The 23,614-nt window shown below is 66.6% G+C and carries 20 protein-coding genes; 10 read left to right on the forward strand and 10 right to left on the reverse strand.

All coding sequences use genetic code 11. From position 1 onward, the window contains the following. Nucleotides 1-51 precede the first annotated feature (51 nt). Nucleotides 52-1,254 carry an LL-diaminopimelate aminotransferase gene (locus RIB45_RS13490; protein WP_350050861.1) on the reverse strand — a complete coding sequence of 401 codons (1,203 nt, stop codon included), beginning with the start codon at nt 1,252-1,254 and terminating at the stop codon, nt 52-54. 392 nt (nt 1,255-1,646) lie between these two features. On the opposite strand from RIB45_RS13490, the gene RIB45_RS13495 reads away from it, so the two are divergent. Beyond that, nucleotides 1,647-2,159 carry a PAS domain-containing protein gene (locus RIB45_RS13495; RefSeq protein ID WP_350050862.1) on the forward strand — a complete coding sequence of 171 codons (513 nt, stop codon included), beginning with the start codon at nt 1,647-1,649 and terminating at the stop codon, nt 2,157-2,159. Nucleotides 2,160-2,161: 2 nt separating this feature from the next. On the opposite strand, the gene RIB45_RS13500 is transcribed toward RIB45_RS13495, so the two are convergent. Both RIB45_RS13500 and RIB45_RS13505 read right to left on the reverse strand, forming a co-directional pair. Further along, the gene (locus tag RIB45_RS13500) at nt 2,162-4,747 is read right to left on the reverse strand and encodes a PAS domain-containing sensor histidine kinase (protein WP_350050863.1); all 2,586 of its coding nucleotides are present in this window, start codon (nt 4,745-4,747) and stop codon (nt 2,162-2,164) included. Next, complete coding sequence (locus tag RIB45_RS13505) at nt 4,747-5,439, reverse strand: response regulator transcription factor (RefSeq protein WP_350050865.1); 693 nt, start codon at nt 5,437-5,439, stop codon at nt 4,747-4,749. The genes RIB45_RS13500 and RIB45_RS13505 overlap by 1 nt, the downstream gene beginning before the upstream one ends. Nucleotides 5,440-5,999: 560 nt before the next feature. Between RIB45_RS13505 and RIB45_RS13510 the strand changes: the two genes are divergently transcribed. From RIB45_RS13510 to RIB45_RS13525, 4 genes are all read left to right on the forward strand, one after another. Then, nucleotides 6,000-6,605: a glutathione peroxidase gene (locus tag RIB45_RS13510; RefSeq protein ID WP_350050866.1), complete on the forward strand. Its 606-nt coding sequence runs from the start codon at nt 6,000-6,002 to the stop codon at nt 6,603-6,605. Between the two features lie 113 nt (nt 6,606-6,718). Then, a complete protein-coding gene (locus RIB45_RS13515; RefSeq protein WP_350050867.1) occupies nt 6,719-7,417 on the forward strand; it encodes a glutathione S-transferase family protein in 699 nt (232 codons plus the stop codon). A gap of 312 nt (nt 7,418-7,729) precedes the next feature. Further along, entirely contained in the window at nt 7,730-7,972 is a 243-nt protein-coding gene (locus RIB45_RS13520; RefSeq protein ID WP_350050868.1) for a DUF1127 domain-containing protein, read from the forward strand. A 229-nt stretch (nt 7,973-8,201) separates the two neighbouring features. Beyond that, nucleotides 8,202-8,759, forward strand: a complete 558-nt coding sequence (locus RIB45_RS13525; RefSeq protein WP_350050871.1) for a cold-shock protein — start codon at nt 8,202-8,204, stop codon at nt 8,757-8,759. 103 nt (nt 8,760-8,862) lie between these two features. Here the strand turns inward: RIB45_RS13525 and RIB45_RS13530 are convergent, their stop codons facing one another. Then, entirely contained in the window at nt 8,863-9,882 is a 1,020-nt protein-coding gene (locus tag RIB45_RS13530; RefSeq protein WP_350050872.1) for an ornithine cyclodeaminase family protein, read from the reverse strand. A 96-nt stretch (nt 9,883-9,978) separates the two neighbouring features. Here RIB45_RS13530 and RIB45_RS13535 point away from each other — a divergent pair, with 96 nt between their 5' ends. Both RIB45_RS13535 and RIB45_RS13540 read left to right on the forward strand, forming a co-directional pair. Continuing rightward, nucleotides 9,979-10,614, forward strand: coding sequence for an NUDIX domain-containing protein (locus tag RIB45_RS13535; protein ID WP_350050874.1), 636 nt, complete (start codon nt 9,979-9,981; stop codon nt 10,612-10,614). 57 nt (nt 10,615-10,671) lie between these two features. Continuing rightward, nucleotides 10,672-11,673 (forward strand): cysteine synthase A, encoded by a 1,002-nt coding sequence (locus RIB45_RS13540; RefSeq protein WP_350050875.1) that lies wholly within the window; start codon nt 10,672-10,674, stop codon nt 11,671-11,673. A 43-nt stretch (nt 11,674-11,716) separates the two neighbouring features. Here the strand turns inward: RIB45_RS13540 and RIB45_RS13545 are convergent, their stop codons facing one another. Then, on the reverse strand, nt 11,717-12,133 hold the full coding sequence (locus tag RIB45_RS13545) for a helix-turn-helix domain-containing protein (RefSeq protein WP_350050877.1): 417 nt from the start codon (nt 12,131-12,133) through the stop codon (nt 11,717-11,719). A gap of 950 nt (nt 12,134-13,083) precedes the next feature. On the opposite strand from RIB45_RS13545, the gene RIB45_RS13550 reads away from it, so the two are divergent. Next, nucleotides 13,084-13,803 (forward strand): helix-turn-helix transcriptional regulator, encoded by a 720-nt coding sequence (locus RIB45_RS13550; RefSeq protein WP_350050878.1) that lies wholly within the window; start codon nt 13,084-13,086, stop codon nt 13,801-13,803. Between the two features lie 107 nt (nt 13,804-13,910). Here RIB45_RS13550 and RIB45_RS13555 read toward each other — a convergent pair whose 3' ends face one another. From RIB45_RS13555 to RIB45_RS13565, 3 genes are read right to left on the reverse strand one after another with little or no spacing between them, the layout of a single operon-like run. Then, nucleotides 13,911-14,429, reverse strand: a complete 519-nt coding sequence (locus tag RIB45_RS13555; protein ID WP_350050879.1) for a hypothetical protein — start codon at nt 14,427-14,429, stop codon at nt 13,911-13,913. After that, nucleotides 14,426-15,346: an alpha/beta fold hydrolase gene (locus tag RIB45_RS13560; RefSeq protein WP_350050880.1), complete on the reverse strand. Its 921-nt coding sequence runs from the start codon at nt 15,344-15,346 to the stop codon at nt 14,426-14,428. Before RIB45_RS13560 ends, RIB45_RS13555 begins: the two co-directional genes overlap by 4 nt. Nucleotides 15,347-15,350: 4 nt before the next feature. Continuing rightward, nucleotides 15,351-16,562, reverse strand: a complete 1,212-nt coding sequence (locus tag RIB45_RS13565; protein ID WP_350050882.1) for a type III PLP-dependent enzyme — start codon at nt 16,560-16,562, stop codon at nt 15,351-15,353. A gap of 159 nt (nt 16,563-16,721) precedes the next feature. On the opposite strand from RIB45_RS13565, the gene RIB45_RS13570 reads away from it, so the two are divergent. Continuing rightward, nucleotides 16,722-19,079, forward strand: a complete 2,358-nt coding sequence (locus tag RIB45_RS13570; RefSeq protein WP_350050884.1) for a penicillin acylase family protein — start codon at nt 16,722-16,724, stop codon at nt 19,077-19,079. 54 nt (nt 19,080-19,133) lie between these two features. Then, a complete protein-coding gene (locus RIB45_RS13575; RefSeq protein WP_350050885.1) occupies nt 19,134-20,543 on the forward strand; it encodes an L-serine ammonia-lyase in 1,410 nt (469 codons plus the stop codon). A 227-nt stretch (nt 20,544-20,770) separates the two neighbouring features. On the opposite strand, the gene RIB45_RS13580 is transcribed toward RIB45_RS13575, so the two are convergent. Together RIB45_RS13580 and RIB45_RS13585 are read right to left on the reverse strand one after the other, a co-directional pair. Then, nucleotides 20,771-21,850, reverse strand: a complete 1,080-nt coding sequence (locus tag RIB45_RS13580) for an AAA family ATPase (protein ID WP_350050886.1) — start codon at nt 21,848-21,850, stop codon at nt 20,771-20,773. Further along, the gene (locus RIB45_RS13585) at nt 21,834-23,405 is read right to left on the reverse strand and encodes an ATP-dependent nuclease (protein ID WP_350051398.1); all 1,572 of its coding nucleotides are present in this window, start codon (nt 23,403-23,405) and stop codon (nt 21,834-21,836) included. Before RIB45_RS13585 ends, RIB45_RS13580 begins: the two co-directional genes overlap by 17 nt. Nucleotides 23,406-23,614: the final 209 nt, after the last annotated feature.

Below are 23,614 nucleotides of genomic sequence, written 5' to 3' on the forward strand. Positions count from 1 at the left end.
TCGATCGGCCGGGGATCAAGGGAGCGCCGTGACGGCGCTTTCGGGACCGGCTCAGCCGGCGTGCGCGGCCAGGAAGCTCTTCACCCCGCGCAACGCCTGGCGCGTGCGATGAAGGTTCTCGACGAGGCCGAGGCGCACATAGCCCTCGCCGTACTCGCCGAAGCCGACGCCCGGGGCGACCGCGACCTTCGCCTCCTGCAAGAGCCGCTTGGAGAACTCGAGCGAGCCCAGATTATGGAACGCCTTCGGCAGCGGCGCCCAGACGAACATCGTCGCCTGCGGAACCGGAACCTCCCACCCCGCCTTGGCGAGCCCGTCGCACAGCACGTCGCGCCGTTCCTTGTAGAGGGCGCGGATCTCCTCGACGCAGTCCTGCGGGCCGTTCAGGGCCGCCGTCGCCGCAACCTGAATCGGCGTGAAGGCCCCGTAGTCGACATAGGATTTGATCCGGGCCAGCGCCGCGATCAGTTTCGGATTGCCGGCCGCGAACCCGATCCGCCAACCCGGCATCGAGTAGGTCTTGCTGAGCGAGGAGAACTCCACAGCCACCTCCTTGGCGCCGGGGACCTGCAGCACGCTGGGCGGCGGTTCCTCGAAATAGATCTCCGCATAGGCGATGTCGGAGAGCACCCAGATCTCATGCCGGCGGCAGAAATCGACGACCTCCGCGTAGAAGTCGAGATCGACGCACTGAGCGGTCGGATTCTGCGGAAAATTCAGAACGACGGCGAGCGGCTTGGGAATGGAATGCGCCACCGCGCGCTCCAACGCCGCCATGAACCCCTCCCGAAAGCTCAAGCCCGGATCGCCGCCGGCGGGCAGCGAGCGCACGGCCCCGCCCGCCATCAAGAAACCGAAGCTGTGGATCGGATAGCAGGGGTTGGGCGCCAGCACCACGTCGCCGGGGCTGGTGATCGCCTGCGCGAGATTGGCGAGCCCTTCCTTCGACCCCAGCGTGGCGATCACCTCGCGCTCCGGATCGAGCTCGACGCCGAAACGGCGTGCGTAATAGGCGCTGAGCGCCCGGCGCAGGCCGGGGATGCCCCGGCTCGTCGAATAGCGATGGGTCTTGGGGTCCTGAACCGCCTCTGTCAGCTTGTCGACGATGTGCTTCGGGGTCGGCGTGTCGGGATTGCCCATCCCGAAGTCGATCACGTCGACGTTGGCCTGCCGCAGCTTCGCCTTGGCCTGGTTGACCTCCGCGAAGACGTAGGGCGGCAGGCGTTTGATCCGGTGAAAATCGGGGGTTTCCATCGCGTCAGTCTTTCAAATCGGAGTCCGGCAGCGCGCCGTCAACGCCGTCGGCCCGCCGGTCTCAAGGAAACGATTCTCACTCCATCCGCCTCTTCGGCCGGCTATCCCGGGCCGATGCGCTCGACCCGCCTTTCCGCGCCGATGGAGGACGGGCGCGACGGCAGCGAGCCTTTTCCAATGATCGGGCGCGCACTGCAAGCGATTGATGCGCGGCTATATCGACAGACGCCAGCCCGCGCGCCGGTCGCCAAGGGCCCTCCAAGAAAGGGACCCCTAGCGGCGGGCTGGCGCGTTTCACGATTCATTTCACGCAACCCGCCCGACTTATAGTAAAGTCTCAATCTGTCGGGGCGGCCGGGCGGAGACATGAGACGCAAAGGGAGACGGCGGCGGTGAGCGTCACATCTTACTATGCGTCCCAGGGCCGAAAAGCCGCACCGAACGCGCTTTCACTCGAGGAGGCCGATCGGGTCCTGGACGCCCCCGGCCTGGCGCTGCTCCTCGCATGGCGCGGCTCTCAACCTGCGGACGGATCCCCGCCCCCCTACGCCGCCTTCGATCCGAGCGCGCATCCGCGCGCCCTGCCCGGCGTGCAACTCGTCGAGATCGACGACGCCGGCGCCTTCAGATATCGGCTGGTCGGCACGCGCGAGGCGGCCCTACGCGGCTTCGACCCGACGGGCCGCCTGGTATCGGAAGGGTTCTTCGGCGTCGACGCCGAGGAAGTTCTCTCCTACTACCGGCGCGCCCAGACCGAGCGAACGCCGATCCTCATCGAATGCGATCTGTTGACCACGGCCTCGAGGCTCCGGGTCTATGATATTTCCCTGTTTCTGCCCTTCGCCGGCGACGACGGGTCCGTGACGCGCGTCATTTGCTACAGTCATCAGCCGCGACGCCCCTGACTTCACGCACCCCGCGCGCCCGCTCGCCCGCGCTGCGGCGCGGCTTGGTTCGACGGCAGGTCCGGCGCCCTGATGACGAAGCGCGCGCCGCCCTCCTCCGGCGAGACCAGCTCCACCGCCCCGCCCAGCAGATCGACCGAACTCTTGACGATTGAAAGGCCGAGCCCCAGCCCCTCTCGACCGTGCCCGCGCCGAACGTAGTCCTCAAAAATCCGCGGGGCCAAGTCGGCCGGCACGCCGCGCCCGTCGTCCGTGACTTCAATCCGAACGCCTTCGACCTCTCGACGCGCGCTCAACCAGACGTGCGTCCCCCCGGAATGGTCGAGCGCATTGGCGATAAGATTGCGCAGAATCCGCCCCAGAAGATCCGGGTCGCTCGTCAACGCGGCCTGATCGTCCCCGTGCTCGACGCTCAAGGCGATCCCCGCCTCCTTGGCCGCCGGCGTAAACTCTTCCGCCGACCGCGCAAGCAACGGCGCGACGGCGAAGCGACGCGGCTGGACGCTGACGCCCCCTGCGGAAAGCGCGCTCGCCTCCGCCAAATCGCCCAACATCTTGCGCAAGGAGTCGACGGAGCGCGTCAGCGCAATCGCCATCTCCGCGTCGTCGCGTTCGATGATCGGGCTCACCGCTTGGGCGATCAGCCCCAGCGCGAAGATCGGTTGGCGCAGATCGTGACCGAGCGCCTTCATCATCTCCGCCTTGCCCACATGCGCGTCGCGCTCTCGGGCGTAGGCCCGTTCGAGCGCTTCGAACCGCGCGTATTCCCGGCTGTAGTCGGAGCACTGGCAGACGATGTAGCGCGGCGCGCCGGTTTCGTCGTCGCGCGTCCAATCAATCATCGCGCGCACCGGCGTCACCGCGCCGGTGCGCGGCCAGCGCACGCCGACGACCCCGACGTAGGGGACGCGCCGGTCTATCGACTCAAGCAATCCGCGAGCGGCGTCGTCTTCCGGCGTCGCCAAAATTCGCCGCCAAAAGGCGCGACAGCCGCCGCCCGGCGGCCCCAGCAGGTCCCTAAAGGCCGGATTGAAATGCAGGCACTCGTCTTGTTCCGCGTCGAAAAGGCCGACGGCCTGCATCACGTCGTCAAGCGCCCGCTGGAGAATCTGGCGATCCCCTTCCGCCTTGCGGCGCGAGGTGATGTCGCGCATGGAGACCACCACCGCAACGTCTCTCGACGCGTAGGGGGGCGATACGCATCGCGCGCTGCACTCGATCACCCGAGGGCCGCCCGCGCGGTCGCGAATCGTCAGTTCCGTCGGCCCGAGGTCGACGCCGCCCGCGACATGGGCGCACCGGGCCTGCAACCGCGCATGATCCCGGGCGTCGAACAGCTCGAAAATACGGCGGCCGATCAACTCCTCCGGCGCGTATCCGAGACCGCGGCGGAACGACGGCGAGGCGTAGCGAAAGCGTCCGTCGCTGCTGATCAGCGCGACCATATCAACCGCATTCTCCGCCAGCAGCCGATACCAGCGCTCGCTCTCGCGCTTCGCGGCGCGCAGGCGCATCGTCTCGTCGCACGGTCGCAAGAACAGCAGCCGCGTCGGCTCGAACGGCGCCTCTCGCTCCAACGGGCGCGTTTCGACCTCAAACCACGCGCGTCTTCCTGCGCCCTTGTCGAGACCCAAGAACCGGGGCGGCCGCAAGCCAGCCGACAGCGGCGATCCCTCAAGCCGGCCCCCGTCCTCCGCGATCCAAGGCAGCGCCTCGAAACGCCGCCGCTCGCTCGCCGGACCGCCCGCGTCCGCGGTCCCCGCCTGATTCAGATCCGCTTCATCCAGATCCGCTTCATCCAGATCCGCCTGATCCAAAAGCCGCCATGCGGCGCGGTTGACGCTTACGACGCCGCCGTCGGCGTCGATTGCGAAGACCGCGTCCGGCAAGCTGTCCATCACCGAACGGAGCCGGTGGCCGTCCTCGTCGATCTCTGTGAGATCGATGCTGTACGTCCCTACGCCGAACGCGGCGTCCGAGCCGTCGTACGTCGGGAACTTGGTCGTCAGATAACGCCGCCAGCGGGCGTCAGAGGCGTCGTAGGCGACCTCGACATAGCGGACGACGGCGTTCTCTTCGACAACGCGCCGACTGTCCTCGTCGCATCGCGGGCCGCCGACTTGGTCCGTCTCGTCGCTGCGCAGGCCGATCACGGCGCCGGCGTCGACGGCGTTAACAGCCGCATAGGTCGGATTGACGTAAATGAAGCGGCGCTCCCGGTCGCGCAGCGATATCTCGTACGGCGCATTCTCGACCAGGGCCTGGAAATGCAGGGCCATGCGCTGCGACGGCGGGGTTTCCGCCAAGACGGCCTGCACGGCGCCGTCGTCCGTGCGACGCGCGCTCAGCCGCCAGAGAACGCCGTCGGCCGAGGGCAAAACGCTGTCGACGCTCGCTTGCGCCCCCGAGGCGCAGCGCTCCAGCGTCTCGAGCGCCGCGGTCCAGGCGTCGGAACCAGCCTCGTCGAGAGCGGCGCGCGCCAGCGGATCGTCGATGGACGCCGGATCCGGGCGCCCCGGCTCCCGCGCGAGCGCGAAGGGAATCAACCGGCCGACCGACGCGGGTCGCCGCGCCGCGCCGCCGTCCATTACAGCAATCCCGCCTCGCGCGCGATGAGCACCGCGTGGGTGCGATTGCGCGCGCCCAACTTATGGATGACGGCGCCGACATGCGCCTTCACGGTCGACAAGGCGATGCCGAGATCCTCGGAGATCTGCTGGTTCGAGACGCCCTTCCCGAGTTCGATCAGCACGCGGCGCTGCATGGGCGATAGGCCGAAGCGACGCCAGGCGTCAGGATCCGGCGCGCTCCAGGCGCCCGCTGCGCCGCCCGCGGACCCGCCGCCCGTCTCCTCGCTCAACGCTTGCGGCGGCACGTAGGTCTCGCCCTCCATCACCAAGGTCAGAGCGTGCCGCGTGACCGAAGGCGAGGAGGATTTCGGCAGGAAGCCGGCCGCCCCGTCGGCCAAGGTTTGGCGAACCCACTTGGGGTCGTCCAACATGGAGACGACGAGAACAGGCGCGTCGCCGGCCGCGCCGGCGACCGTGCGCAAGACGTCCGGGCTCGCGTCGGGGAGCATCAGATCAAGCAGCACAAGGCGGTAATCCTCCGCCGCGAGGCGCTCCAGAGCCGTTTCGAGTCGATCGCATTCGACAACGTCGGCGTCAGGCGAAACCGCCTTGACCGCGCTCGCCAATCCGGCGCGCACCATCGGGTGATCGTCGACAACCAAAATGCGGGACGTCAATGTCTCGTCCCGCTCCACCACAGCCTGCGTCATCACTGGGCTCTCTCCTGTCTTCGACCTGGCGCACGCGTCATCGCCCAAGCCGCCCTACCATCTTGAGTATATAAGCCAAGCTTCAGGCAAACCTCAAGAAGGCTTAAAAGATGTTCCAATACATCATGTACACCTTAAGCGCGAACTTTAATTCCGCAAAGTATTGTAAGCCATCTTCCTGTAAATAGGTCAATAATTATTCCACAATTTTTCTAGCGTTTTGTCATCTCCGCCGCGGTCGGACGAAAGACCGCGCAGCGCCCAATCGTTCGGCGCAGCGCCAATTCGATGCGCGCCCGTTCCTCACCGTTCCGACCGTTCCGGCCTCACCTTTATTGAGCAAAGCCCGCGCTCTCCGGCCCGCCGGCCCGCCGGCGAATCCCTATACGACCGCGTGCGCCGCCGAGCGCGCGCTCGCTCTACCGGCTCCCGCCCCATACCTTATCTCCAGGCGCGTGATCCGCAGGATCGACCCTCAGCGTAAAAGGTCGGTGTTGCAAAACTCCGCCGGACCTAACGGCCCAAGCGCCGGCGAGACAAACTTTGAGGAGCGAGTCCAGATGCCGGACCGGCCGCCTTTCGACGACGCGACGAGCCGACGCGCGGCGATCGTCTGGACGCTGGCGGCGGCGGCCGCGGCTGCGATCCCGCTTGGCGTCGCGCCCGCGCGCGCGGCGGACGGGGCCCACGCGTTTTCCTTTCCGGGCATCGACGGCCGGGCGCTTTCGCTTGCGGACTTCGCCGGCGCTCCGATCCTCGTGGTGAACACGGCCAGTTTCTGCGGCTTCACCGACCAGTACGAGGCGTTGCAGGCGCTCTACGCCCGATATCGCGACCGCGGTTTCGCCGTGGTGGGCGTGCCGTCCAACGACTTCGGGCGTCAGGAGCCTGGAACGGCGGAGGAAATCCAGGCGTTCTGCACCGGCGTCTACGGCGTGGAGTTTCCGCTGGCCGACAAGCAGACGGTGCGCGGCCCCGACGCCCATCCTTTCTATCTCTGGGCGCGCGACGCGCTGGGGCCGGAGAACGCGCCCCGCTGGAACTTCCACAAGTACCTCGTCGGGCCCGACGGCGCCCTCGCAGCCGCTTTCCCCAGCCGGGTCCGTCCGGACGCGCCAGAGCTGCTGCAAGCCATCGAACGCCTGCTCCCTCCGGCCGAGGGCTGAAAGCACCGCCCCGATCAGCCGGGCTTTCACCGGCCGACCGCCCCTCCTATAGTCTGGAACGCCCGTTCCAATAAACGGAACGGCCGCGTGGAACAGCAGCAAAAGGGCGATCGATGAGCATCATACTCTACGAACTGGCCGGCGCGGATCCTGACGTCCGCTTCAGTCCCTTTGCGTGGCGCATCCGTATGGCGCTGGCGCACAAGGGGCTCGACTATGAGGGACGCCCGTGGCGTTTCACCGAGAAGGAGGCGATTGAGCCGTCGGGTCAAGGGAAGGTCCCGGTGCTGGTCGACGGCGAGCGCTGGATCGCGGACAGTTGGGTCATCGCCGACCATCTGGAGACCGCCTATCCCGACCGTCCCAGCCTGTTCGACGGCCCTGGCGGGCGCGAGGGCGCCCGCTTCGTACAGAGCTGGTTCGAGACCGGCGTGATGAAGTTCTTCGCTCAATTGGTCATCAAGGACGTGCACGACCTGTTGGACGAGAAGGACCGACGCTATTTCCGCACAACGCGCGAAGAGCGCTTCGGCAAGACCCTGGAAGAACTGTGCCCCGACCCGGAAGCCGCGAAGCATGGTCTTATTCAGGCTTTGACGCCGATGCGGCAGATTCTGAAGGGGCAGGCCTATTTGGGCGGGGACGCGCCGACTTACATGGACTACGTCCCGTTCGGCGCCTTCATGTGGGCGCGCTGCGTCTCCGACGTTCAACTGCTGCCGGCCGACGATCCGGTGGAGGCCTGGCGGCGTCGGCTGCTGGACGCCCATGACGGCGCCGCGCGCCGCGCGCCCTGCAAAGAGGCCGCCTGACCGCAACTTGACGGCCCGGCGCGAAGCGGTTGGTCGATTTGCGCCCCGGTCACGCGCCGCCCCCGGCGGGCGACGGCGCGCCGTCAGCGCCGCTGCGGTGACGAATTTTTAACCAACGCCGCCGCCGAGCCCCTTATTGGTTCGCCGGCGGCTTTTTTTTGTCTCTGGGAGACATGCGGAAAATGCATTCCCCCCGAGCAAAAAATACGCATTTCCCAGGTCCTTAGCCCGACTATTTCCCGCTCACCGACGACGCGGACGGCGCGCCGATCGGCAGTGTATCACCCAAGAGTTCGAGAAGGAGTTGCCGCCATGGCTGTCACGATGTTCGACGCGGGCCGCGGGGAAGTCACCAACAAAGACCTGATCGCGCGCGCCGCCTATGTCCTCGTTTCCAAGATCTATCGCGTGATGGAAGCTGCGGAGGAGCACCGCGCCCGTCGCGAGACCCAGCGCCAGCTGAGCCGCCTGTCCGACGCCATGCTGCAGGACATCGGCCTGGAGCGCGCGGACGTCGGGCGTCAGATTTCCGACCTGCACACGCCGGGGCGCTAACGCCTCAGCCGTTCGACGCTGCCGATTGCAGACGCCCCGCCGACCCTGGTCGGCGGGGCGTGGCTTTTCCGGACCGCGACTCGGGAGATTTCCGGGAGAAAAGCTGATCCGCCTCCCGCTATTCCCATAGACGCCGGCCCCGTTTTGCTTCTAAACTTTTCGCTGTATGGGGTCCTTTTGCCAGCGTCGCGACCCCTTGGGGATTTGTCAGGGAGCTTCGTTCGTACCCATGAACCGTAACTTGCCGCCCGCCGTGGTGCACGAGCGCGTGTCCGCCCGGGTGAAATGGTACAACCCGACCAAGGGCTTCGGGTTCGTCAAGACCGAGACCGGCGACCCGGACGCCTTCATGCACGCCTCCGTCCTGCCGCATGACGCCGCGCAGGACCTGCCGACGGGCGCGACGGTGATTTGCGATCTGGCCCAGGGACAAAAGGGGCTGATGGTGTCGACCGTCTACGACATCGACCATTCGACCGCCGATCCGAATTTCGGCGGTCGCCCCGGCGGCGCCCCAGGCGGCGGCGGGGGCGGCGGTTTCGGCGGCGGTCCGCGCCGCCCGCCGCCGGGTCCGGTCAGCGACCCGTTCGAAGGGACCGTGAAGTTCTTCAACGCAGCCAAGGGGTTCGGCTTCATCGTGCCGGACAATGGCGGTCCTGACGTCTTCGTCTCGATCCGCACGTTGGAACGGTGCGGCGTCCCCGCGATCGACAGCGACCAGCGCGTGCGCATCACCACGCGTCCGGGCGACAAGGGACCGATGGCCGAGTCGGTGGAACTGATCTGAGGGCTTTGCGCCTCGGGTCAGAACGGTCGAGCGCGCGGTCCCGCCCAGGCGGGGGCGCGCTCGCCGCGCGACCGGTCGCGGCGTCTTCCGCTCTTCCGACGGCTCACCGATAAGGGAGGCGCCGCCCCACGCCCGCCTCCGCCGCTTTCTCCAAAAGCGCCGCGCCCAGCGCGATGTCGCTGGTCGGCAGCCCGCGGTGCCAGAAGAGGATCGTCTCCGACGCGTTCTCTCGCCCGGGCTTGGCGCCGGCGCAGATCTCGCCCAGCTCCGCATGCACCGCGTCCTCAGAGACGAGGCCCGCGTCGATGTGCGGGCGCAGCGCGCCCAACGGGCCGGCGCGCATCTGGCCGCGGTCGTCGACCACAATCTTCGCGACCCGGTCCACGATGTCGAGCTCAAGCGCGCTCATCGTGCCGTAGGGGACGACGAGCGCGCCCGGCTTGATCCAGCGCGTCTTGAAAAGCGGCTCCGGCTTGGAAAGGCGGGAGGCCTCGACCATCACGTCGGCGCCGTCGAGGCAGCTTTCCCAATCGTCGGTCGCGACGACCGTCTTGCCGAGATCTTCCGACAGGCGTGCGGCGAAGGGCTCGCGGCTTTCCGCGCGGCGGGAGTGGACGCGGATCTCCTCGAAATCGAACAGCCGGTCGAGCAGCCGCACGTTCCAATAGGCCGTCCCCCGCGCGCCGATGTGACCCAGCACCTTGGGCGCGGCCGGCGCAAGATGTTTTGCGCCGATCGCGGTCAGCGCGCCGGTGCGCATCTCCGTGATCGCGGTCGCGTCGATCATCGCCTTGGGAACCCCGGTCTGGGGATCGAACAGCATCAGCATCGCCATCTCGGAGGGCAGACCGCGCTGATAGTTCTGCACGAAGTCGCCGACCACCTTCACGCCGGCGTAACCGGCCGAGCGAATGACGCCGCGCAGCACGTTGAAATGCCCGTCGATCCCGCCGCCCGGCATCAGGTGGGTTCGCGGCTCGACCACCGTCTCGCCGCGCCCTTGGGCCGCCAGGCTCGCCTCGACCGCGGCCAGAATCTCCGCATCGGTGAGCATGAGGCGCTCAACGTCAAAGCCGCTCAAATAGGTGAAGCCGATCTTGGCCCCGTCGTCGCCGTCCGTCATGATCTCTCTCCCGTCCGCGTCCCGCGCGCCGGTCGGGAGTGGAGCGCAGCCGCGCCCGGCTGTCCAGCCGATCGATGTCGATAGAAGAGGCTCGCCATGCCGTCATCCCGAACGCCGTCGGCGCCCCGTCCCAGCCGCGTCGAGAGGCTGGCGCGCGAACGCGTCTTCCAAGGCTATTTCGCCGTCGACCGTCACACTCTGCGCCACGAACAGTTCCAGGGCGGCCTGGGTCCCAAAGTCACGCGCGAGATCTTCGAACGGGGTCACGCCGTCTGCGTGCTGCCCTACGATCCCGCGACCGATCAGGCCGTCCTGATCGAACAATTCCGCCCCGGCCCCTTTGCCGCCGGCGACGCCGAGCCCTGGCTGATCGAGACGGTGGCCGGGATCATCGACGCGGGCGAAAGCGCCGAGGACGTCGTCCGTCGCGAGGCCGAGGAAGAGGCCGGCCTGACGCTGGGCCGCCTCGAGGCGCTTACGACGCAGTACATGTCCCCCGGCGGCTCAAGCGAGAGCATCGCCCTCTTCGTCGGCGAATGCGACAGCGCGGGCGTCGGCGGCCTCCACGGCCTGGACCACGAGGGGGAGGACATCCGGGTCTTCGCGACGCCCTTCGCGGAGGCGCACGCGATGGCGCTCGACGGGCGGATCCGCAACGCGATGACGGCGCTTGCGATCCTGCAGACGGCGGCGAAGCGCGACGCCTTGCGAAAGGCCTGGTCCGCGCCCTAAATACGGTTCGGTTGCGTAAGCGTCGGCAATTTACACACTTCAGCCGGAGATAATGTCATGAACATCCGCGACGGCTTCGTCGACACGATCGGGAATACTCCTCTCATCAAGCTGAAGCGCGCGTCGGAAGAGACCGGCTGCACCATCCTGGGCAAGGCGGAGTTCCTCAATCCCGGCGGGTCGGTCAAAGACCGCGCGGCGAAATACATCATTCTCGACGCCGAGGCGCGCGGCGATCTGGAACCCGGCGGCCTAATCGTGGAAGGGACGGCCGGCAACACCGGCATCGGCCTGGCGCTGGTCGGGAACGCGCGCGGCTACCGCACGCTGATCGTCATCCCCGAGACGCAGAGCCAGGAGAAGAAGGACATGCTGCGGCTGTGCGGGGCGGAACTGATGGAGGTCCCGGCCGTCCCCTACAAGAACCCGGAGAACTACGTCCACGTCGCAAAACGCACCGCCGGGGAGCGCGCGAAATCCGAGCCGCACGGCGCGCTTTACGCCAACCAGTGGGACAATCTCTCCAACCGCGAGGGACACGTCCGCTCCACCGGTCCGGAGATCTGGGAGCAGACGGAGGGCCGGGTCGACGCCTTCACCTGCGCGATGGGTACGGGCGGCACGCTGGCGGGCGTCGGCCTCTATCTCAAGGAGAAGAACAAGGACGTCCGCATCGTCGCCGCCGACCCCTGGGGCGCCGCCATGTACAATTGGATCAAGCACGGCGAGCTGAAGGGCGAGGACGGCGGCTCGATCACCGAGGGGATCGGCCAGGGCCGCATCACCGGCAACATCGACGGCGCGCCGATCGACGACGCCTACAAGATCCCGGATTCCGAGGCGCTGCCCGTCACCTTCGACCTGCTGGAACATGAGGGGTTGTGCCTCGGCGGCTCGTCGGGCCTCAACGTCGCCAGCGCCATCCGCCTCGCCCGCGAGATGGGCCCCGGCCACACCATCGTCACCATCCTGTGCGACGGCGGCCAACGCTATCAGTCGAAGCTCTACAATCCGGAGTTCCTGCGCGAAAAGGGGCTGCCGACGCCGGGGTGGTTGTGAGGGGGAGCGACCGCGTCCCGGCTGCGACCGCAAGACGGCCCGACTAGTCGTCGGCAGGCGCAAACGCCTGGCGGGCGGCGGCCGATCGCGCGGGGGCCGCGTCGGCGCCGTCAGGCCGGGCGGCCGCGAGGCTGCGGATGACCTCCTGCATCACGCGGCGCACGGCCGCGTCGTCGATGCGCGCCCAGTCGCGCGCGACCTTGGCCGCTTCCACGTCCAGCGCCGCCGCGGTCGTCGCCTCCGACACGACGCCGTCGAACAAGGCGTGCACGCTGCAGCCGACGGCCCGGCTCACCTGGACCAATCTGCTCGCGCCCATCCGGTTCAGCCCGGTCTCATATTTCTGGATTTGCTGATAGCTGACGCCCAACGCCTCTGCGAGGGTCTGTTGGCTGATCCCCGCCCGTATCCGAAGCTCGCGCACACGCGCTCCGACCTGAACGTCTATGGGATGCGGCATCTCCAGGGTCCTCCGTCTCTTGTCAGGCCGAGGGTCGGCGGCCGATTCAAACCTCCCCCGTCAACCGCGGGATAGGCCGGCCCGACCCTGACAGCCTCGCCGGCCGGCTGCGGGGCTCGCCGTCATGGCGCACGCACCGTTCGGCCGGCGGATCGGAGCGGCGCGGAGACCTGAGCGCCCCCGTTCGTCGGCGGGTTGCGAGCGCTTCCGTTGTCGTCCTGTCGAGTATGTCGGGGCCGAGCGGATCGCGAGCCGGGCTGTCGGCGGTCCGGGGCCGCTTCGGGCGCATGCCGATCTCTTCGTTGAAGCCACGGTCGGACATCGCGGACTCCGCTGCGCAGACGCGTCGGCCCTGTCGGAAAGGCGCGTGGAGGCGCGCCCCGCCTGTAAGCCGAAGACGTCAGACTGTGCGAAATGACCGCCAGACCGAGCGAACGCTCGAAGCGGGACCCCGAACGGGCGAGCCGGCGACGCCGTATTCGACCCACGGAGTTGTTCGGATAGTACCGAAAAAATCCACGGACCAGCAACCTAAGAGGCGCATAGACGCTCAATATCCTCTATACCTATCAAACGCCGCAACCCGACGCGGCGCGGCGCAGACCGCCTTGATGACGGGCGAAGGGCCGGGAACGTGCGCCGCTCGCACGCGATCTTCGCCGGGTCGGCGTCCCCTGCCGCCGCCGCGTTCGACGCGTTGAGGGTGCGCACGACCACGGGACCGCCGCTTGCCCGGGCGACGGCTGCGCGTCGCAAGGCGCGCGGCCTCGCGGCGATGCTTCCGGCGCCGCCGCGCGATCGCGGATCGGACGTAGGAGCGCCCTCGGGGGGAGGCGGATCCGAGTGCTGGACGCACTCGACTGCGGCGCGTTCCAGCCGGGCGGCTTCGATCCGCGGCCTTCCGGTCGCACGAGAAAGCCGGCGGCGGCCCGATGAAGGGAGACGGTTTGATGGATCGACAGGCGGGCTCTTTGAAACTGTTTCTCGACCTAGAAACGCCGGAGCAAGTTCACGAAGCGATCGTCCGCGCGTTCGGCGCGCGTTACGTGGTCTGGCAGCGATTCGACCCGGACTTCGTTCGGACATGGGACCGATTTCCGTCCGGCTTCTTTGAGCACTACTACGGCACAGACGCCGATCGAGACTGTGCGGTCGCCAAGGCGGTTCGGTTGCGCTGGCCGGTCTTCAGTTTTTCGGATGCGCGTGCGCAGATCGATCGGCCTCAGACCGCCCCGCCCCTGGCGGTGCGCGTGTGGGAGGCTTTCGGGATCCGAGACGGCGTCGCAATCACAGGCGGTCGGCGCAATGTCGATACGGTAACCGCAATCGCTTTCGACGACGGGGGCGACGCCAAGCGGCTGCGGCCGGCGGATGAATCGGTGCTGCGCTATGCAGCCGCGCTCCTCGATCAGTTCCTGCTGGAGGCGGACGAGCAACTCGTCTCCACGTCCCGCGCGCCGGCTTCCCTATCGCAGGCGATGCGGGCGGTCCTGCAGGTTGCGATCGAGCAGCCCGGCGCCAGCCGGGCCGAGCAGGCGGCGATGCTCGGCATTTCGCCGCGCATGCTGGAGAAGCGGCACAGCCAGATCGCCAAACGCTTCGGCGTCTCAAGCTTCGCGGGCGCAGTCGCCAAGGCCGTTCGCGGATCCGCGGAGGGTCGTCGCGCCTAGGCGCGACGTCGGCGGCGAGGCCGTGGTCTGTCCGTCGATCGGCCGCGCGTCGATCCGCAGCCCCCTCCAGTCCGGGGCGCGTCGATTTGCTTCCCTCGCCCCTCGCCCTACCCCTCCGGCGGCCGGCCCAGATCGCGCAGCAGCAGATTCACCGTGTCCGCCTTCAGCATCAGGTCGGCGGCGGCGGCTTGGCCGCTGTCGAGGGCTTCGATGAGAGAGGAGAGTTCGCGCCGGGCGTCGGTCGCATAGCGCGCGAACCAGGGGTTGGGGATGTCGGACAGCGCCTCGCGGTCGTCGCCGGGGGCGCGCGCACCCTCGTCTCCGCCTTCGCCGGGGCGCAGGCTGGCGGCGGGAGGCGGGACCACCTTGTCGTCGTCGCGCGCCTCGGTCTCGGCGATCACGAAGCGTTTCAGCCGCTCGGCCAGCGTGACGGCGGTGGCCCGCATGAGTTGGCGGCGGTCGGCGTCGGTCGGCTCGATCGCGGCCAGCGCCTCCGACTGGCGCACCAGTTCGGCGTAGGCGCGATCGCGTCCGCTCTGCGAGAGCGCCTCGCCGACCGCGAGCGGCGAGAGCAAAGCCAAGACCGCCAACGCCGCAAAGGCGCGGATAAGAGGGCGAGCGCTCACCGTCCGCCCTCCCCGCGCACGTCCGGCGCCGGCGCTTCGGCCAGCCAGTCGCGCACAAGTCTGATCTCGTCCGGCGGCATCAGGGTCGGCGCGTGCCCGACGTTCGGAACCTCGACCAGGCGCGCGCCCGGCCCCCGCGCGGTCATCGCCTCTGCGTCCGCGCGCCGCAACAGGTCGCTTTCCGCCCCGCGAATCAGCAGGGCGGGCTCGGCGAGCTGCGCCGCGTCCCAGAGCGCCCAGAGATCGAGATCCTCGCCCGCCAGCGCCGCAAACGGCTCGGAAATGCGCAGATCGTAATTGTTTGAGTAGCTTCCGTCGTCGGCGCGCTTGAGACTGACCTCGGCGATTTCGCGCCAGTCCGCCTCCTCGGTCAGGCCGAAGGGGGCGTAGGCCTTCTTCAGGTGGCCGAGCGCCTGATCGAAGCTCTCGAACCGCCAGGCGACGCCGACATAGTCGGCGATGCGCTGCAACGCCTCCCGCGGCACGATCGGTCCGACGTCGTTCAGCGCCAGCCGGCGGATCGGATGGCCGGGCGTGGCCGCCGTGAGCAGCGCGATCAGCCCGCCCATCGAGGTGCCGACCCAATCGACGCTCTCGACCCGCGCATGCGCCAGCACCGTCGTCAGGTCGCTGACATACTGCGGCAGGCCGTAGTGCTCGGCCTCGACCAGCGGCTCGCTTTCTCCGCGGCCGGCGACGTCCGGGCAGATCACGCGCCAGCCGTCAGCCGCCAGCGCCCGGGCGAGCCGCGCGAAGTCCCGCCCGTTCCGGGTCAGCCCATGCACGCAGAAGACGGCGTGCGGGCTGTCGGCCGGGCCGAACTCGCGATAGACGACGCGGTGGAAGCCGCCGCGGCCCGCACAGCGCACGCTTTTCAGCCGAGCTTCGCCCTCGCGATCGCGCGCGATCTCGCCCATCGGATCAGGCGGCCCCCGCTTCCGTCGTCTCGGTCCTCGCGCCGCCTCGGGTCTCGATCGGCCGCTCGGGGTAGAGCGGTTCGTCGTCGACGATGACGAAGGTCTCGGGCGTGAAGCCGTTGAAGTGGGTGGTCATGGCGTTGGAATAGGCGCCGGCCTGACCGATTTCGATCCAGTCGCCCTCCTGAATGTCCGCCGGCAGGTCCACCTTGTAAGGTAAGACGTCGGTGCAGTCGCAGGTCGGCCCGAAGACCGAGACCGGCTTGGTCTGCCTGGCGACGGCGCGGTTGGGACGGATAAGGCGCATCGGCAGGCGCACCCCGGCGGTCATCGTCTCCGACAGGCTGTGATAGACGCCGTCGTTGATGTAGACCGCGCCGTCCTTGACCAGCTGGACCTGGACCACCAGCGACATGCCGCTCGCCACCATGCCGCGCCCGGGCTCGCACATCAGCACGCAGTCGCCGCGCAGCTTGATGGCGCGACGCCCTTCCTTGATGGCGTCGATGAAATGCTCGAGCGGCGCCGGATCGTCGCCGACATAAGCCGCCGGGAAACCGCCGCCGACATCCAGGTAATGCAAGGGCACGTCGGCCTTCTCCACGACCTCCCCTACGACCTGCATGGCGTCGCGGAAGGCTTGGGGGCTGCGCACCTGGGAGCCGACATGGAAGGCGAGGCCGGTCTGGAAACCCGCCTTGTCGGCGAGTTTGAGCAGCCGCGCCGCCTCCTCCGGCGTCGCGCCGAACTTCTCCGAGAGCTTGTACATCGCATCGTGCTGCGGGGTGACCAGCCGCACCAGACAGACCTGCCCGTCGCCGCCGCCGGTGACGTCCAGCAGCTTTTTCAGCTCCGCCTCATGGTCGACGACGTAGTGGTCGACATTGAAGACCTCATGCGCCGAAAGGATGGCGCTGCGCGCCTTGACAGGGTGCATGAAATAGCAGTCGGCGTGGGGGAAGTTCTCGCGGATCAGCGCGATCTCGGCGAGCGAGGCGGTGTCGAAATGGCGCAAGCCCGCGCGGTACAGCGCGCGCAGCACTTCAATGTGCGGATTGCATTTGACGGCGTAGAGGACCCGGCCCGGAAACAGCTCCAAGAAGCGCTTGGCGGTCCGCTCCAGCTCGTGCGGGCGCAGGCAGTAGACGGGATAGCCCGGCTTCAGCTTCGCGACCATCGCGTCGACGCTGTCGAATCGGCTGAGCTTGGCGGCCATCGGCGGCTTCCTTTTGAAGGACGGGCGTTCGCCAGGCGGGCGGCGCACCGTGAATTGAACATGCCAGAATAGGGCCGGCGGTCAAGCGGAGGGCCCGGCGACGACGAGACAGGCGCGACAGGCCTTGCCGCCGGGCGTGAAAGACCCGATCTCACCTGCATGCTGCGCTGGACCGGACGCCTTCTCCTCGCCTTCCTCCTGCTGCTCGCGATCGCGGCCGCAGGCGGCTTCCTTTATCTGCGCCAAAGCTTGCCTCAAACCGAGGGCGAGCGGGGCCTCGCGGCCCTCGACGCGGCCGTGGAGGTGACGCGGGACGCGCACGGCGTTCCCACCATCCGGGCGCAGGGGATGGCCGACGCGTACCGCGCGCTCGGCTTCCTGCACGCCCAGGACCGGCTGTGGCAGATGGAGACCGCGCGGCGTTTCGGCCGCGGAACGCTGTCTGAAGTCGCCGGCCGCGCCACCTTGCGCATCGACCGATTCGCCCGAGCCCTCGATCTGGAGGGGATGACGCGTCGGCAGATGGACGGCCTGCCGGACGAGGTGAGAGTCGCCGTCGACGCCTACGCTGAAGGCGTGAACGCCTTTCTGGCGGCGCCTGACGGCCCGCTGCCGCCCGAATTCCTGCTGACCGGGGTCGAGCCCGCGCCGTGGGAGCCCCTCGACAGCCTGTTGTGGGGCAAGTTGATGGCGCTGCAGCTGTCCGGCGATTGGCGCACCGAGCAGGAGAAATCGAAGCTCCTGCAGCGCCTGCCGCCGGCGCGCGTCGCGGACCTGATGCCGAGCTATTCGGACAGCCCCGCCAGCCTGACCGCCGAGGAGGTCGCGGCCGCAGGGCCGGCGTTGGAGCGCGTCGCCGCCCTGCCCTTCCCGCCGGACGGTCTGACGGCCGAGAGCGCGTCGAACGCCTGGGCGGTCGCCGGATCGCGCACCGAGAGCGGCGCGCCGATGTTGGCGAACGACCCGCATCTGCGCCTCGCGCTGCCGCCGCCCTGGTACCTGGCGCGGATCGAGACGCCCGAACTGACGCTGGTCGGCGCCACCGCGCCGGGCGTGCCCTTCCACATCATCGGCCATAACGGCGAGGCCGCCTGGGGCCTGACCACGACCCACGCCGACACGATGGATCTGATCGCGCTCGCCCCCGATCCGGAAGCCCCGGAACAGCGCTACCTGACGGCCGAGGGAAGCCGCCTCTACCGGACGGAGACCGAAGAGATCCCGTTGCGGGGCGGCGAGAGCGAGACCTTCGAGCGGCGCTGGACCCTGTTCGGCCCCGTGCTGCCCGACCAGCAACGCGACGTCGCCCTGCAGTGGTCGGCGCTGCGCGACCGGGACGACACGCCGAGCGCCCTCTATCGCCTGAACCGCGCCAAGAGCGTCGAGGCGTTCCAGGCGGCCGCCCGTCTGTTCGACGCGCCGGTGCAGAACCTGTTCTGGGCGAACGGCGAGAGCGTCGCGACCGCCGTCGTCGGCCGCTTTCCCATCCGCGCCGAGGGGCGAAACGGCGCGCTGCCGCGCATCAGCACGGCCGAAGACGCGCGCTGGCTGGGGATCACGGCGCCGGAGGCTGTCCCCGTCGCGATTGATCCCCCGAACGGGCTGATCGCAAACGCGAACAACCGCATCCTGACAGCCGAGGCCAGCCCCTATCGCATCGCCGGCGACTGGCAGCCGCCGCACCGCTACGCGCGCGTGCGCGAGATGCTGGAGAGCGCTGAGCGCCCGCATGACGCGGCGCTCAGCGCCGCCGTGCAGACCGACGCGACCAGCCGCTTTGCAAGCGCTCTGGTTCCGCATCTGCTGCGCGCCCAGCCGACGACGGAGGCGGGGAGGCGCGCGCTCGCCCGTCTCGCCGCATGGGATCACGTCATGGCGGTCGACGCCGCCGGGCCGGCGATCTTCGCGGCCGCGGCGGACGAACTCGCCCGCGTCTTGGCGGAAGACGATCTGGGACCCGCCTTCATGGACTGGTGGCGCGCGGAGCCGGGGTTCCTCGAGGCCGCGCTGACCGACAAGCGCGACTGGTGCGACGACCTGCGCACGCCGGGGACGGAGGATTGCATCTGGGCCCTGTCGGCGGCGGTCGACCGGGCGGCCGCGCGGCTCGCGGAGCGGCTGGGCGAGGACGTGGCGCTCTGGCGCTGGGGCGATCTGCACGTCGCGCGCATGGGCCATACGACGCTGACCTTCATCCCGGTCGTCAATTGGCTGACCGACCGACCTCTGGAGACGCCGGGCGGCGATCACACCCCGAACCGCGGCCAGACCCGCGGGCCGGCGAGCGACGACGCCTTCTCTCATGTCCACGGCGCGGGCATGCGGGTGATCTACGATCTGGCCGATCTGGACCGCTCGGACTTCGCGCTGGCGGGCGGCCAGTCGGGTCATTTCCTGTCGCCGCACTACGCCGATCGCCTGGTGGATTGGCGCGACGGTCGCTATTTCCGAATTCCCGGACGCAGCGACGATATCGACGAGCGGGGCTTTTCGCGCCTAATCCTACGGCCTGAGTAGGGTCGCATACGCCGCGGCCCGCTCGATCGAGCCTTCGGGAGCGCGCGCACGCCCATGTTCCTCAGCGTCTTCGACCTCTTCAAGATCGGCATCGGCCCGTCCAGCTCGCACACCGTGGGGCCGATGATGGCGGGTCTGCGTTTCTTGCAAAGCCTGCGCGCGGGCGACGGCTTCGAGCGGACGGAGCGCGTCGTCGTGCGCCTGCACGGCAGCCTCGCCTTCACCGGCAAGGGGCACGCCTCCGACAGCGCCTCGATGCTGGGTCTGATGGGCCTTCACCCCGCCGAGACCGATCCGGACGAGGCGGCGCGACGCCTCAGCGCGGTCGACGAGAGCGGCCGTCTGATCCTGGGCGGCGACAAGGAGATCGCCTTCGATCGGGCGCGCGACATCGAATTCGACTATGAGGTCGCGTTGCCCGGCCACGCCAACGGCATGGCGATCCGCGCGCTCGACGCCGAGGGCGCTGCTCTGGTCGAGGAGATCTACTACTCCGTCGGCGGCGGCTTCGTCTCGACCGCCGCGGAGCTGGAGGCGGGCGAGCAGCCGGGCTCCGACGCCTCCAACGTCCCCTATCCCTTCGCCACCGCCCAGCAGATGCTGGAAATGGGCGAGGCGTCCGGCAAGACCATCGCGCGGATGAAATGGGAGAACGAGATTTCCATGCGCTCCGAGGCGGAGGTCGTGGAGCGCCTGGACCGCCTTTGGGCGGTGATGAGCGAGTGCATCGACCGCGGCCTGTCGCAGGACGGCGTGCTGCCCGGCGGCCTCAAGGTGAAGCGCCGCGCGAAGGGCATTTACGAGAAGATGCTGGGCCCCAGCAACAAGCGCTTCCAGCACGACGTGATGGATTGGCTCAGCCTCTACGCCATGGCGGTGAATGAGGAGAACGCCGCCGGCGGGCGCGTCGTCACCGCGCCGACCAACGGCGCCGCCGGCATCATCCCGGCGACCATCCGCTATTACGAGCAGTTCTGCAGTCTGGACGACGACAGCCGCCGCCAGGGGGTGCACGACTTCCTGCTGACGGCGGCCGCCATCGGCGGGATCATCAAGTCGAACGCCTCGATCTCCGGCGCCGAGGTCGGCTGTCAGGGCGAAGTCGGCTCGGCGAGCGCGATGGCCGCGGCGGGGCTCGCCGCCGCGCTGGGCGCCACCAACATGCAGATCGAGAACGCCGCCGAAATCGCGCTGGAGCATCACCTGGGCATGACATGCGACCCCGTCGGCGGCTTGGTGCAGGTCCCCTGCATCGAGCGCAACGCGATGGGCTCGGTCAAGGCGGTCAACGCCTGCTCGCTCGCCATGAAGGGCGACGGCACGCATTTCGTCCCCCTCGACACCGCCATCCAGACGATGCGCGAGACGGGGATCGACATGCTCTCCAAATACAAGGAAACCAGCCTCGGCGGCCTCGCCGCACGGGACGAGCTGCGCCCGACCATCAACGTGGTGGAGTGCTGAGGGGGCGCGGGCTTTTTAACAGGATGAGCGAGCCGTGCGAGGCGGCCGTTTTCTCTTCGCCTCCCCGTTCAGGGAGCGCATCGTCTTTGTCTGCGCCTGACCCTTTGCATCATTTCGAAGCTTATAGAAATGCTGGTTGATTGAGAACCCAAACCAGAAGTTTGAATAAGTTTAGTGTCATTTCGGGCTTGAAATCTAATCTGTCAAAAGTAGGCGGGCGATGTTGTTTAGTTCCAGAATTCACCTACCTCGGGAGTGAAGTTGTTTGGCACGACAATGGCGACACTCTGACGTGCGCGGGTCACTGCCACATAGGTCTTCGTCTTGGAGTGCCCTTCCAGTTCCATTTTACCGGTTTTTAGGAATTTTTGGAGCTTTGCGTGCGGGTAGATCAGGACACGCTCAAACGTCATCCCTTTGGAATCGCCGAAGTTGAGGGGACTCCCGACCCTTTTTCCCCCGGCCTTAGACCACTGTAGGGTCTGTGGTGCGAAGGTCTCAAAGTAGCGCTCTACGTCCCCTTCGCGGACGAGGCAAACTCCGTCATGACCGCTTACCTCCGGGTTCCGAGACATCGTCGGTTCGCAGTCAGGAAAGAACTGATCTGCGAAGTCGCAAATCCCCTGCACACAACGGTGGGAGTGGGACTGATGTTCGATCTTAACCAAACCATCGTGTTCCCACTCACCGAATTTATTGATGATTTTCTCTCCAGCGAACTGCCTGTTTTTTGGATTGTCGTTAGTCAAAAATGTCGCCTGCCGGTGGTCCCCAATCAGGGCCACTTCTACGGCCGATTTCAGGAGGTGGTCAATCAGCTCAAGGTCCCAGCCCGCCAAGTCCTGCGCCTCGTCCACAATAATGCGGTCAAATATACTCTGAATGCGACTGATTGGCAGGCCGTCGGTCGCGTTGATGAGTTGGTATGCAAAGTCAGTTGTGCGATCCGACCATATCCGGTTGGGAGACGAGAAAAAGTAGCTGGCAACTTGGTCCTTCCGGAAGCGTCGCCGGGAGATAGGGGCACGCTCGAAATTGATTGTCTCTACACGGCTCGTGTGAAGGTGATTTTGATAGGGGCGGACAAAGTGCGTTAAAACAAACGAGTACCAAGTGGATATCGTCACGTATGGCGGGACCGCCCCGAACTCATTGTATGCGCGAGCCTCGAGCTCCCTCCGGCCGTTCAGTGTATATGTTATTAAGGCCGTTCGCTTCCCAGGGTCCTCACAAGCCCGCTTTACTGCTGTCGTAGTTTTTCCTGAGCCAGCAGCGGCGAGAATGATGCGGTCATCGAATTGCGCCACTTATGTACTCCGGGATCATAAGTTCATCCGCGTGCTCAAAGAGCCTGAGCGCCGTGTCCGTCTTATTTGCCTTCATATGATCTGATAGCTCAATCTCCGTCGCAAAGGTGGTCCCCAGCATATGATTCAACTTCACCAACCCGTTCGATTTGACGAGTTGCGGCTCAAGAGTGCGTGCGTTCGCGTCACCGTCAATGTAAACGCGGATTGTTTCTTCAGCCTGATAGTCATCATAAAGGGACCGTTTTCCGGCAGGATCGCCATCGTTGTCGCGGACAACGCTGACATCCAGCTTCAAAAGCCGTGCAATGTCCAAGAACCGTTTAAAAGAGGTGCCAACAGAGATCACCTCCACACCCTGTGCAAGAGGCAAGCAGCCATGCCGCTGGCGGTAAGCTTTTTGCACAATGAGCTCGTCCGATGGTCCCTCAACCAGAATTGAACGCGCTGCGAGAATCAGCCTGAGCGTGTCATGGCCCGGCAGACGCTGGAAGAACACCTTCGTTGCATCTGGGAGGTCATCCAATGTTACGGCGTTTTCACCATTGAACATCATTACGCGGTCGATCCCGAGCTTATTCAGGACAAAGCTGCTATGAGTGCTGACGATGAGCTGCTTTCCCTCGCACCGGTCCGCTAAGTGCGACACGAGCCGGCCCAGATTGGTGTGCGAAAGGTGGTTCTCGGGTTCCTCCATCAAGAACACGTCGCAGCTCTCTGCTGCCTCGATGGCCAACTTAATCTTCACCGAGTTTTGCTCGCCTTTTCCAACGAGCGTTAGCGGGATGCTATCCAAATGCGGCAGAACACCCGTTTCCCAGCTTGCGCGTGTGGTGGTGTCCATCGCGACAGAGAGAACTTTGTCCGAAACGACCCCTTGCTTGGCAGCGAGATCGGAATTGATAGCCTTAATCCGCGCATCACTCTGAAACTCGTCACGCATGCTCCGGTAGGCGAGGGCAAGGTCGACCGACTGCGGCTTGGTGAGGTAGTCCCGGACAATCTCCAATACGTACTTGTTCGCCGCATAGGAGTTCGAGATGCTGCTTGGATCAATCAGGGCTGTCTTCAACGGCACGGACCGAGCGCTCATCGGTGCGCCAGCGAATGACTCCCAGAGGACTTTGTAGTATTCAATCGGAACACTGTTCAACGTCGCTGGATCGGCGACATACGAGGCGAATTCCTCTTGGAAGGCTTCATCAAGCCCAATTGTAAGAGCGATACCACAAGCGTCGGCCTTCTCGCTGTTGTTGGAACCGCGAAGCTCAGCGACTTCGGGGGCGTCCGCCAGGAATACCTCAACACTTATCTCAGGTGGAGGAATCGGGTTGCCCTGTCTATGGGCCTCTATGAACTCGGCGGCGGCATCCGCATTAATCAGGAACGGGTGTAGTTCGTACTGAACGGCGCGCCGGTTTAGCTGCCCACGGAGTGCAAGGTTGACAGCTTCAAGAAGCGTCGACTTGCCCGCTTCGTTGTCGCCAACCATGACGTTCATGCCCTCATGGAAGGTCACGTCGGCCGTCCTCAGAGCTCGATAGTTCTTAATCACTGCTCGCTGGATGGGCAATGCGTTTCTCCGCTTTGCTAACCGGGATATACTGACATTTAATTGCTCGTCTGGGTAGTAGTACGCATTTCCTAGAGTTCTTTGACACTGCCTCTTCAGCGGATACGAACGTTCAAATATCGCAGAAGCTTACCCACCTATCCGAAATTCAACGAACCGCAGTTTCCCTCGCCCAAACTCCGAATCGAGCG

The sequence above is a fragment of the Marivibrio sp. genome, assembly GCF_040218065.1.
GTDB lineage: Bacteria > Pseudomonadota > Alphaproteobacteria > UBA8366 > Aestuariispiraceae > Marivibrio.